Source organism: Arthrobacter sp. K410C (assembly GCF_059090105.1).
Genome location: NZ_JBNHFJ010000035.1, coordinates 1 through 10,882, shown reverse-complemented (window position 1 = coordinate 10,882; position 10,882 = coordinate 1). Strand labels below are relative to the sequence as shown.

Sequence of the window (10,882 nt, the reverse complement as noted above, 5' to 3'; positions counted from 1 at the left end):
CGCGCTGATCCTCAGACAACGAACTAGACGCACGCATAAAACTGCTCCCCGGGAGTCGGAACTGAATTTCTCAGTCCAACTCCCGGGGAGCAGTTCAGAACGGGGCGCACCCTTTTCGACTCCCACTCCCCATACACCGGATCCCCATCCGATTGACACCATCATAAGCATGCTTAGCAATGTGTTCGCAAGCCCGGGTAATCGCACCCTACCGGCACCGTCGCTGGCGTCGTCCCTGGAACTATGCGTCAATGGTTACGTCGTCGCCCAAGGTGCGCTGGCTCCGGATGACCGCATCCGTAACGGAGAGGGTGGCAGCCTGTTCAATCCAGGCTGAGTCCGGAGGCCCAGCAATAGCAGGGCCTCAAGCCCCTCCTGCTCATCCCGTCCTTGCTGAGCCTCTGAATCCTGTCCACACTGGGATCTCGAAAGCACCCCTCGCCCGCCGGTGTCAGACCGCTTCCAGCTTGGTGAGGCGCTCGGCAATCTTGCTGCCAGCCCGGCGCGACCTGGGGCAGGCGGCCAGCCATCTCTTCAGGACAGCGATTTCGTCGTCCTCCTGGCCCAGCTTCCGATGGATGATGGCGCCTCCCAGGCCGGGGGCATTTTTGTCCGAGTCAGGGGGTTACGGTGTCGCCGTGGCGGTGGGCGACCTTCCATTCGCCGTCCTCCCGACGGTAGACCTGTGTGGCCCGGAGGGTATAGCTCCGCGGTTCGCCGTCCACGGAGGCGGAGGTGTGCTCCAGTCCCGCCGTATAGGCCACGTCGCCCACGACGTCGTATGCCAGCAGCTCGAAACGGTAGGACGTGCAGTTGGAGAACTGCTTTGCCAGACCAGCGAAGAGTTCATCGAGCTCCTGCTGTCCGAAAGCGTTGCGCCACGCGCCCAGGACACTTACCGGCTCGTTGCTGGACCAGATCGCCCGACGCGGGGCGGCGTCGCCATTGTGAATAGCCACTTCAGCCTCATAGAGGGTGGACCGAAGCCATGCCAGAAAGTCATCGGAGTCAGCCATGTCTCAGTATGCTCCCCACGGCAGGCGTCGGCGATAGACCGATGTTGCCCATCGGGTAGAGGATGCTGGACGTTCAAGGGAAGCACGTTTCGCGAATCTGGCCTAGCCTGTCATGGTGACTGATGAGCAGGTTCTTGCCGGGGGTAACGCTGCTGAATTTGTAGTCCGCAACGGAGAAACCGTGAGGAAACCATGGACCTCCTCCACGGATAAAGTCCACCAGTTCCTTGGTACGTTGCGATCGGCTGGAGTGGATGTCCCGGAGGTAGCTGGCCCCGACAAAGAGGGCCGACAGGTCATCGAGTACGTTGCCGGCAGTTCGGCCATTGATCGAGGACAGCTGGATATTGCTGAACTGCGAAGGGTCGGAAGGATCGTGCGCGCCATCCACGACAACAGCCCGGCGTGCACTGCAGATGACGTTGAGTCGTGGAAGGTTCTGATCCCGGCGTCCGAGCCGGATCTGATCTGCCACAACGACCTGGCTCCATGGAATTTCATCATCGGCGACCGGTGGGTCTTCATCGACTGGGACGGCGCAGGGCCGAGAACGCGCCTTTGGGACCTGGCCTATTCTGCCCAGTCCTTCGCCGGACTTTGGGAGGGGGAGCGGCCCGACGAAGCCGGTGTCCGGTTGCGTGCCTTCGTCGATGGCTATGGCGCCGACCATGGCCAGCGGGCTGCACTTCCTGAGATGCTCGCCCAGAGAGTTTCGGCCATGCATGACTTGCTGCATGCAGCGAATCTGACCGGACACCAGCCGTGGGCGCGGATGTACGCCGATGGGCACGGAGCCCACTGGAAAGCCACAAGCGAATATGTCGCCCGGCATATCGAAACCTGGCGAACGGCGCTCACAGGCTAAACGACGCGCGCCATCATTAGCTCGACGCATCGCCCTGCGGCGGGGGAGGCCCCTGGCCCAGAACGCGATCATCAGCCCGGCAGTCGCGGCCCCGCCGGCGTATATCCAGGGCGACGCCCAGGCCCCCTCGGGTGTGGGGGTCGCGAAGGACACCACGACTGCGGCTACCGCCAGGAAAACTTCCGCTCCGGCCTGAAGCGGCCGGGCGCTGTACTCGGGGTACGCCAGCCGGATGAGTGGGATGATCGGCAGGAGGAACAGGCCGAGGCTGAAGATCGGCCAGATGCCATTGAAGGTGAAGATCACTAGACCCAGCACCCACAGCCCGGCGAACTGAAGCAGCTGGCCGGGCCGTAGTGGGGTCTCGGGCGTCCAGCGGCTCAGCAGCAGGCCCCATGCTGGCAGGCCCAGCAGCCAGCCGCCGGCCCAGAAGCCCACGTTCAGCAGTGCCGGGGGAACGAGCAGGGCGCCGGGCAGCAGGAACGCCACGGCCTGCCGAACCGACGGGACCTGCCCGGTGGGCCCGAAGATGCAGGCCTCGATCAGCAGGTAGACGGCCGCGTACCAGGGCAGCAGCTGGACGATGGGATCCGCCAGGCTGAACACCAGCAGGGGCAGCGCCGGGACCATGACGCACACCGCGGCAAACGTCCACGGATGGTGGGCCGGGGCGGGATCCACCGAGGCACTAGCCTGAGCCTTCACTTCTCGTCGCTGAGGACTGCCGCTGCACGTGCCTTCTTGGCGGAGTAGTCATAGATCAACACGCTCCGGACTGGATCCTGCATGCCCGTCCACATTTGTGCGTCCATCACGAAACGCTGGGTGGCGCCGGCCCGGAATGGGCCGATCTCGATCATCTTCATAGATGACAATTCAAGCTCTCCGCCGACGCCGGCAGCAAGAGTGCCGGGACTGAGCATGACGCGAAGATCCTTGCCGGGCTCAGTCGCCATGTCTTCGAGCTGCACAACTGCGCCGGACTCGTTGACCTCGAGGGTGGCTGTGCCAGAGGTAGCTGCAGTTAGGGACTGGAAAGGGCCCTGCATCGTGGCGGACACAGCCGAGGGAGTAGAGGAAGCCGAAGATGCTTCGACTGGGCGGGTTTCCTGATCGTGCCGAGGTTCTGAGTAAGTACACCCCGCCAGGACCGATACCAGGACTCCGGCGAGCAGCACACGTCGCATCAGCTTCATCATTCCCCCAATGATTCCTTCTTTGGCACCCTACCCGAGTCCAAGACGGGGAGGAGCGCCCGGGCCACCGCACACATGGAGCCCATGACTCAATTCTCCCTACCTGTCCTCGACGTTCACCTGCCCGGACATGAGGTGCTTGTACCAGAACTGCCGGAGGAGCGCTGCGTGCTGACGGCAGGAACCAGGGGCAACCTGCCCAAGGGAACTGCGAACAGCTGAAGAGTTACTTGCACTTAGGGTCGAACTTGCCGATTCTCTCGCATCCTTCCAGCATCGCGTTGAGGAGCTAGTTCAGCGCTCTATCGTCGTAGGACATGAGACGGAAGGGGACACCTTCTCCCACGGTGACAGGTATGCTGGGCCTCACTACTTCTTGGGGGAAGAATGCTGCGTGTCCTGAAGTTCGCTGCCGCGGGCATTCTGTTGCTGGCAGTGTCCTCATGTGCCGCGCCGTCCATCGAGGAGCTCGGGCGTAGTGCCATCCGGGAACAGGCAGCCGAGGGTAAAGCCCGGTTTATGAGGTTCACGGCGGCCACGGATACAACTGACAGAGTCCTGGTGGCCTCCAAGCTGGATGACGGGAGTTTCGGCCACTACGCCTACGGCTGGGACCCCGACGGGGATTTCTACACGGAGCATTACTACCCCTGCCGCCTCAAGTGCTGGAACTTCTGCCTGTCGAGCTGCCTCGCCCGGAACGCTGGAGCTGCCGAAAGTGTGGCAACTATCAAGAACTAACGCAGCAGACGTGCGCCTGTGGAGGTAGGAGACCTGCAAATGAACTCGACAAGCTTCTGTGACTAACACGTCGTTCCTAGGAAATCGACGGGAGCAGGTCTAACTGCGGAACGTTCTCATGGCCTGACCGGGTGCCCCTAACCCAGTGTTTCCGGAAATGCTCAGTTAGTTTTGACTGCGCTAGCGCAATCTAGAGGAAGCCGGTCCCTTGAGATCCTGGCTATTTTTCGTCGAGCAATTGCTCGCTTAGGTCGGGGTCTCACAAGTCCTGTGAGATCGGAAGCCAGTTGGCGATTCAGGACCGGAAAACCGGCGAAAACCGCCCTAGTTGGCGATTCGCATTCCTAATCGTTGAACCCAACTTTGTTCCGGCTGGACGGCGGCGCGTTGCGGGATCCATTGCTCGCCTCGCCGCCCAGCTGAGTGGTTCGATCTGCTCAGAGCAGCAGGACAGGTACGGCAGCTCCTGTGCGGGGATCAAACCCTGAGGGTTGTCCCTGCGGAAGCAGACACGTGAAGGTGATGCCTGAAGCAAGCCGCGGGTGGGCTGAAACCGTTACCTGGGTTCCGCTCGTCCTCGCTGGCCCTTCGCCACCGGAGTTTCCCCTGTTCAGACCGGAACTACTGTGTAACACTTCGAGGCATGAACGATCCCAGAAGCCGGATTCTGCCACTCCTTCGCCAAGGTGAAAGGCTTCTGTGGGTGGGTCAGCCGGACCCCCGGGTTCGTTTCACCGGTGCGGACGCCCTTCTGGTGCCGTTCAGCATCCTCTGGGGTGGCTTCGCGATCTTCTGGGAGTTCACGGCTGCCACCACGGCCAAGCAACCCTTCTTTGTACTGTGGGGCATCCCCTTCGTCCTGATAGGCCTCTACTTCATCTTCGGAAGGTTCATCTACAAGAAGCGGCGGAAGCTCCGCACAGTGTATGGACTCACGGATCGCAGGGCAATCGTCTCAATAGGGGACAGGTCCGTTTCCGATACGCCGGTCAACGGCATGCCGACCAAGATCGATCAGTCCAAAGACGGACGCCATGTCAGCGTGACTTTCGGGTACCAGGGCATGGCCGGGGCTTTCGGGGCCGGAATGTACCAAAACACCGGCCTGGATTTCTTCAGTCTTGGACTCGGACAAACGGTGGCCTTTTACGATGTTGAGGACACCAGGGGATTGCTCAGTGCCTTGGACCAAGCCAGAGTCAGCTGAGGCCAGGGGAAAGCTGCCGGCCCTCGGGCCGGCCGCCAGGGGGCGGGGCACGAGGACCGCAGGACTTCCCGCACATGGTGGCATTATGCAGCGTCCCGTCCCTGCCAATTTGGCCCTACTTATCGGAACGCCAGTTTTCTGCCCAGTAAGGGTTCGACATAGTAAAAGGGTTTGGGAGAGGCCGTGACCCCATTAGACCGGCGATCTATATAAATGCAAGCGGAATCCCCGACGGTGTCATGAACATCATGGTTAGCGCTGTCGGGGTGACCGCCCTCGCCTGCGTACTCCTGGTGGTTGTGACCAATTACCGTGACAGGGCGAAAGACCGTGCGAAGAAGGAAAAGTCCCCATGTGCAGCAAGCGGATCCGGCTCTGGATCTGAATCAAGGGCAACATCTGCAGGAACCGGGGCAACAATTGGCTGGGTCCATCCGGCGGTTAAGAAGGGCACGGCCTACTCGATTTCGAAATTTGTCGCGCTTGTGGGCGCTGTTGCCGTGCTCATATTTCTCCTAATGCAGAACCCTACCGGCGAGCGTTGCTATGGGTCGGTGTAGCTGTCGCTGCCACAGTGCTGGTTGGCTTCTTAATCAAGAAGCACGTTAAGGAGCTCCGACACGAGTATCGATACGAAGCAGGAAAACAGATGAGATCTGAGACGCCCCGGCCCGTCTCATTGAAGGTTCCTAGGCAAACCTTCCAATCGGACAGTCTAAGCGGCCCTGCGAGAACGCCGACCAGGCGCGGGCACTGCACTGCGACTCTCGCTATCTGGAGAAAGGGGGGACACTGAGCATCCAGAAGATCAGTGACGCTATGACGACGACGGCCATGCCGGCGCCGAGCGCCCCAGACAAGGCCAGCCTGTCAATTTTGTCGGCGTCCTCGCGGAGTAGAACGTATGCTACGCCGAAGGCGGTTAGGAAAGCCCAAGGCAAAAACGAGGGGAAGAAGAAATCCATCGAACCCTCCTTCGGCGCTGGGCCTCGTCAGTCCTACCCCTTTATTGTCCTTCCCTCTGCAGCCAGCGTTAAATTCGTATTCCCGATCAGCCACGACGGTGCGCTGGCGGGAATGCCTAACCGGCGCACATCAGATGAACGGCGGGCGGGCCTCATGCGCTGCGTTTGCCATCCGGTCGGCTTGAGCAGGCGCGCGCCTATCAGGCAGTCACCGCCATCCTCACAAGGACTGCGATAAGAGCTAGGAACGAAGAGTGCGGTGCTCAAACAAACAATTCCAACAGCTGTAATGGAGGCAAGATTACCGCAGCGTGAGGCGCATCGGCCGGCAGGACATTGAGGACTACATCGCCGAGGCCTACCGCCGCACCGCAGAGCGCATAGCCGCCGGCGAGCTCGGAGATGACACCGGAGCTGAGGCTCACGAGGCGTAGCGGAACGAACTGCCCGCCTTTAGACTCTCGCCATGAAGCGACGACGGGATCTCCGTCCGGGCCTGCAGGCGGCAGTGGTAGGCGCAATAGCCTTCGGCATCCTTCTGGGAACGAACCTGCTCATCTTTCGGGACAGCCTGGACAGCGCGCTGTTCAGCGCGTTGGTGTACTCGTTGGTTGCTGCTGGAGGTACCTACTTCACCCAAAAGCGTTTCCGGAGGACCAAGGCGAGGTTGGATGAGCACGGGCAGTTGCTCATGTTCCTCCGGTACCCGAACGCCCGGCCCGGTTCCCTAAGCGGCATTTGGGAAATGGGCATTGCCACCCCGGCGCCGGGCCTCATCGACTTCCAGCCCGCCGTCTACGACGAGCTGATACCGAGCGGCCGCAGCAAGGCACTCACCGGCCTCCGCGCCACAGGACTGCCGCCCCGCACATCCAACCGCCACGACAATAAACAGGGGCTTCCGTTCGGATTCCAGATAATCACCATGGAATCGAATGGGGGAGTCATTGAGGTTGCCGTCAGTCCTGCAACGCTCCGGAAGATTCAGGATGCCGTGGAGCAGGCATCCTCCTAGTCTCCGGCCGCAAGATCCGCTCACGCACCTTGCCCCGGTATGCGAACCAGTGGTTCAGTTCAGACATGCCACGGTCGTCAGGGGTACCTCAAGACGGGAAGTCTCCGGCTTCCAAGGAGGAAGCCCGGCGAAAGATCACCCGCATCACGTACTGGTCGCTGCCGTTCGTCATCGTCTTCGGGGTGTGGAACCTGATACCAAACACCTCGTTGCCTTGGCGGATCGCGATGCTGGGTGTCGAGATCTTATTCGTCATCGTTTTCGGAACCGCGGTCATCCGGTTCTCGCTCTGGCAGCGCGACGAATACTGGCGTGAACGGGGAAGGGACCCCAAACATCCAGAGCGTTTCCCGGGTGACTGGCGGGACAACGGCCTGTAGGGTGCCTCTCCCATTCCTGGCCGGCAACCAGGGCTGAAGTCGAATGAAACAGACAAATCGTTCCTCGCAGAGACCACTTCAGATTCCCGGGTCTAGGATGCAGCTAAGCAGTGTCCTGGTCGGTGGAGTTGTAGTGGTTGCCGCGGGCCTTGGCCTGTGGTGGGCCGCCATGCTCTAAACGAGAACGAAAAGGGCAGGGTAACGCCGTTCACCGTTGGATTCGCTGCCATGGCCCTTATCCAGGGCTGCTTCATCCTGTTTTGGGATCGCCGATCAACACCCAGGGTTCTCATGCGGCCGCAACCGGCAGATGCCCTGTTGGTGATCCTGCCTGCGGCCGTCGTCGGGTCCTTCTTCGGGGCGCTGCCCGAACTTCGGGATCCTACTAGTCCCCCTCTTTGGATGCTGGTCCTTTTTCTCGGTTCGCTGGCAATCTCGGTGAAGCCGGCAGAGTCGGCTCTGCTCTCGGAGGTTCCGCCACTAGACTCGATGAGTTTTTCGGACTGGTGCGATCCCAGAATTTCGGCGCAGGAACTCTTCTGATCGCGATCTGGTTTGCAGCGATGTACTTCGGCACTGCCCTGGAAGCGGATGCTTGGACACCCGTGATTATCACGCTCGCACTCGCCCAAAGCGCGGTGAGTATTTGGCGCATTTTTGAACAGCATCAGATGTCCAAGAAAGGGGTCCGTCTATCTCGCATGCAGATCATCGGGTTGCGAGCCATTAACGTGAGTCAAGGGCATGAGGCTGCCGTTGAAGAGCTGCGTGCCATGCATCCCAAGATCGGCATAACTCACGCCGAGAGGGTCATCGAGAATCTCTATCAAGCGGAGGAAGAACACTGACCAAAGATGGGCTGACCTGCGGCACCAGCACGGGATGATCCGGTCCGCTGTGGACCGCGATGGCCGCCTTCTGCCGTCGCTTATCGGCCTGAAGGATGCCGTCGCGGACGGCCGCGCGGATGACGCCGTAAAGGACGTAGAAGAAGACCGCAGCGAAGACCACGGTCAGGATCAAACCGTTGAAGTCAGCCATTTCGGGTCTCCTCTTTAGGCCAGAACTGCTGGGCGCCTGAAGCCGCATTCCGCAACTGGCCACCGTCCAAAGTGATGAATGATTCCTTCACCCCCAAGTCAAGCCACTGGGCCAGGAGACGCAACTCGCCGACCGGAGGAAGCGGCCACAGCCAAAGCCGGCCCCGGCCCAGAAATTCGTCGTCGGCGCCGCTGCCTCCGCAGTTGTTCAAGGCGAGCACTGGTGGTGCAGGCTGCTGGCCGGTGTCCATCGGGCCATGCGGTCCCTGGCTTCCGGTGCTGGCCTTCGGGCCGTCGGGGAACTGCACGCCGAACAGCAGTCCGGAATGCTGCACTCTTCCAGGTCGGATGCCCATCCCCGGATGGAAGAACAGATGCTGCAGGCCGGCCCAGTCCTCGTCATTCTGCTCTCCACGGCGGAAGAGCCAGGACAGGCTGAAGGAACAGCCAGTGGAATAGACATCGACGCTTTTGACTGCCAGGACCGTTGTAGGGCTTCTGTGCAGGAACTTGCCGAGGTGTACTACCGCCGGTAACTCGTAGGCGGGTGCGGCCACCCAAGGGGGCGGGGCATACCTCGTTGAGCGCGGCTGCGGCGGTAAAGGAGGCACCGGAAAGCTTTGAAAGAAGGTCATGTCTATCCTTGACTCCGCTGGCTGCGACCGACCAGCGGAACGGCGGCGCAGCCGCCTTGGATCCCCCGATCCGTCCTAACCCGGCCCAGTCTAGCCCTACTGGTAACGCATCTTCAGGACACGCCTGCTGGGTCCGCAAGACTGTCGGCGCCCGGGAGGACTATGGAGGCATGACGGCCCCAACGGTTGAGGCGGCCATTCATGAACTGATGGATCTCGTCTGGAATGTTGTCTACGACCTGCTCACGGAGCGGGGACTGCTCGGCGACGGATTGTTCTTGGAGGAGTTCACCGGAATCCATTCCTGGATGGAAGACTTCACCCGCTACACCGTGGTCCACTCCCGCGAGGTCGCGGTCCTGTTCGTGGACACACGGCCCGTAGATGCGATCGTGTGCCATCAGGGCCTGCTCGCCGCCGACCCGAAGGAGTTCTTCAGGCGGCCGGGTTGTAGGTGACGTTGCCGTTGCTGTCATAGGAGGGTGCGTTCACGACGACCTGCAGGTGCGCGTTGCCGTACACCGGGATCGTGTAGCCGGTGCGGTCCTGGATGATCTCCGGAACGTAGCGGACCGTGTAGCCCGTTGCGGGGCCGTTGAGATCAACCACCATCTGGTCGAAGCAGGGTTGCTGCCCTGTGCGGACGTTGGTGACGGAAGCGGTGCTCATCCTTGGCGCGGATTTGGCCAGGGATCCCCTTCGAGACCGCAATACGATGCTGCGAGACGGCCCCCGGTGCCGCGATGCCCAGCCCGACGGCTGCGAGGTGCGCCGTGAGCCAGAGGACGAGTTTTTTCATTTGGTGCCATCCAAGGGGGAGTGGTGCGCTGGGACAGCTCAAGATTAGGGAGTGCCATCCCCCCAACACGAGGGTTGTTGCCGGTCCGGGGCGGAACCGCGAAGAACACAGGATTTGGGTCACATGCCAGTAAATCCGGAGGCTGTCGCCGTAGTGGGTTCCCTACCCGAACAGAAGCCCGTGCCGCTCGATTAGCGGCATCGTTGCCTCGAAGTCCACCTCACCGCCGTACTCGGCTGCGAGGGCGGGAAGTGTATCCGGCGAGTATTCACCCCCAGGCTCGCCGAGTCGGCGGAAGAGTGCCTCGATGCCGCCCGGAACGATGATCTCGAGCACACGGAGTTCGTCGTCACCGGCATTCCAGAAGGTGTGCCAGCGTCCGCGAGGCTTGACTACCAAATCGCCCGGCGTTGCCGTGATCTCGGTGCCCTCCTCGATCACCCCGAGTGTGCCGGCCAGCACGAAGGTGTATTCGTCTTCGCGACTGTGCCGGTGCATGGGTGCGGCCAGCATCTTCGGCGCGAGCACGTGTTCGACCAGCGCAACCCTGCCGGAGGAAGCTGCGCTCTCGAGAAGGTACCTGTCCTGGAACCCTGGTTCTCCAGTGACTTCGCCCTCACCTGCCCGGACGACACGAGGGCCAAGCGGCGTGTCCATACCGCCATGATAGGGCCGGGGCATCCGCGTTGGTACCCATCGGTGTACTAGGGGCAACCATCCACCGTACTTGAACTCGGCCGCCATGTAGTTGACCGGAAATGTCCTTCTGATGTGAACCCGACGTCCTCCGTGAGGAGGTCAAGGCGACGCATTCGGAAATGTGTTGCGCCTGTTCCCGTGAATGACCGCGGTCGGGTTCCTTTGCTCCCTTATGTGTCGGTGGGATGCTGGCCGGGTCGGAGCAGCAGCACGACACTCGCGGCCAAGACCCAGACCAGGAAGAGCAGGAAGCCGACAAAACCGGCCATGCCGATAGCGCCCCCATCGGGGGAGGTCTCAAATACTCCCGCGAGGGAAACGAGC

The 10,882-nt window shown here is 61.3% G+C and carries 15 protein-coding genes; 8 read left to right on the top strand and 7 right to left on the bottom strand.

Annotated elements, in window-relative coordinates; translation table 11 throughout:
• Window positions 1-617 precede the first annotated feature (617 nt).
• Entirely contained in the window at window positions 618-1,016 is a 399-nt protein-coding gene (locus AC5RU7_RS20870) for a nuclear transport factor 2 family protein (RefSeq protein ID WP_494053853.1), read from the bottom strand.
• A 112-nt stretch (window positions 1,017-1,128) separates the two neighbouring features.
• Between AC5RU7_RS20870 and AC5RU7_RS20865 the strand changes: the two genes are divergently transcribed.
• Window positions 1,129-1,881, top strand: coding sequence for a phosphotransferase (locus AC5RU7_RS20865; protein WP_494053852.1), 753 nt, complete (start codon window positions 1,129-1,131; stop codon window positions 1,879-1,881).
• Between the two features lie 701 nt (window positions 1,882-2,582).
• Here the strand turns inward: AC5RU7_RS20865 and AC5RU7_RS20860 are convergent.
• A complete protein-coding gene (locus AC5RU7_RS20860) occupies window positions 2,583-3,080 on the bottom strand; it encodes a DM13 domain-containing protein (RefSeq protein WP_494053851.1) in 498 nt (165 codons plus the stop codon).
• A 384-nt stretch (window positions 3,081-3,464) separates the two neighbouring features.
• Between AC5RU7_RS20860 and AC5RU7_RS20855 the strand changes: the two genes are divergently transcribed.
• The gene (locus AC5RU7_RS20855) at window positions 3,465-3,818 is read left to right on the top strand and encodes a hypothetical protein (protein ID WP_494053850.1); all 354 of its coding nucleotides are present in this window, start codon (window positions 3,465-3,467) and stop codon (window positions 3,816-3,818) included.
• Between the two features lie 703 nt (window positions 3,819-4,521).
• Window positions 4,522-5,025: a hypothetical protein gene (locus AC5RU7_RS20850; protein ID WP_494009350.1), complete on the top strand. Its 504-nt coding sequence runs from the start codon at window positions 4,522-4,524 to the stop codon at window positions 5,023-5,025.
• 770 nt (window positions 5,026-5,795) lie between these two features.
• Here the strand turns inward: AC5RU7_RS20850 and AC5RU7_RS20845 are convergent.
• The gene (locus AC5RU7_RS20845; protein ID WP_494053849.1) at window positions 5,796-5,990 is read right to left on the bottom strand and encodes a hypothetical protein; all 195 of its coding nucleotides are present in this window, start codon (window positions 5,988-5,990) and stop codon (window positions 5,796-5,798) included.
• Between the two features lie 311 nt (window positions 5,991-6,301).
• Here AC5RU7_RS20845 and AC5RU7_RS20840 point away from each other — a divergent pair, with 311 nt between their 5' ends.
• From AC5RU7_RS20840 to AC5RU7_RS20825, 4 genes are all read left to right on the top strand, one after another.
• Window positions 6,302-6,424: a hypothetical protein gene (locus AC5RU7_RS20840; protein WP_494053848.1), complete on the top strand. Its 123-nt coding sequence runs from the start codon at window positions 6,302-6,304 to the stop codon at window positions 6,422-6,424.
• Window positions 6,425-6,456: 32 nt separating this feature from the next.
• Window positions 6,457-7,005: a hypothetical protein gene (locus AC5RU7_RS20835; protein WP_494053847.1), complete on the top strand. Its 549-nt coding sequence runs from the start codon at window positions 6,457-6,459 to the stop codon at window positions 7,003-7,005.
• Window positions 7,006-7,070: 65 nt separating this feature from the next.
• The gene (locus tag AC5RU7_RS20830; protein ID WP_494053846.1) at window positions 7,071-7,385 is read left to right on the top strand and encodes a hypothetical protein; all 315 of its coding nucleotides are present in this window, start codon (window positions 7,071-7,073) and stop codon (window positions 7,383-7,385) included.
• A 506-nt stretch (window positions 7,386-7,891) separates the two neighbouring features.
• The gene (locus AC5RU7_RS20825; protein WP_494053845.1) at window positions 7,892-8,233 is read left to right on the top strand and encodes a hypothetical protein; all 342 of its coding nucleotides are present in this window, start codon (window positions 7,892-7,894) and stop codon (window positions 8,231-8,233) included.
• Here AC5RU7_RS20825 and AC5RU7_RS20820 read toward each other — a convergent pair.
• Window positions 8,196-8,426 carry a hypothetical protein gene (locus AC5RU7_RS20820; RefSeq protein ID WP_494053844.1) on the bottom strand — a complete coding sequence of 77 codons (231 nt, stop codon included), beginning with the start codon at window positions 8,424-8,426 and terminating at the stop codon, window positions 8,196-8,198. The two genes, AC5RU7_RS20825 and AC5RU7_RS20820, sit on opposite strands and share 38 nt — an antisense overlap.
• Window positions 8,419-8,982, bottom strand: a complete 564-nt coding sequence (locus AC5RU7_RS20815) for a hypothetical protein (protein WP_494053843.1) — start codon at window positions 8,980-8,982, stop codon at window positions 8,419-8,421. The genes AC5RU7_RS20820 and AC5RU7_RS20815 overlap by 8 nt, the downstream gene beginning before the upstream one ends.
• A gap of 248 nt (window positions 8,983-9,230) precedes the next feature.
• On the opposite strand from AC5RU7_RS20815, the gene AC5RU7_RS20810 reads away from it, so the two are divergent.
• On the top strand, window positions 9,231-9,518 hold the full coding sequence (locus AC5RU7_RS20810) for a hypothetical protein (RefSeq protein ID WP_494053842.1): 288 nt from the start codon (window positions 9,231-9,233) through the stop codon (window positions 9,516-9,518).
• Here the strand turns inward: AC5RU7_RS20810 and AC5RU7_RS20805 are convergent.
• Both AC5RU7_RS20805 and AC5RU7_RS20800 read right to left on the bottom strand, forming a co-directional pair.
• Window positions 9,496-9,729, bottom strand: a complete 234-nt coding sequence (locus AC5RU7_RS20805; protein WP_494053841.1) for an AMIN-like domain-containing (lipo)protein — start codon at window positions 9,727-9,729, stop codon at window positions 9,496-9,498. The two genes, AC5RU7_RS20810 and AC5RU7_RS20805, sit on opposite strands and share 23 nt — an antisense overlap.
• A gap of 292 nt (window positions 9,730-10,021) precedes the next feature.
• Complete coding sequence (locus AC5RU7_RS20800; protein WP_494053840.1) at window positions 10,022-10,516, bottom strand: cupin domain-containing protein; 495 nt, start codon at window positions 10,514-10,516, stop codon at window positions 10,022-10,024.
• Window positions 10,517-10,882 lie beyond the last annotated feature (366 nt).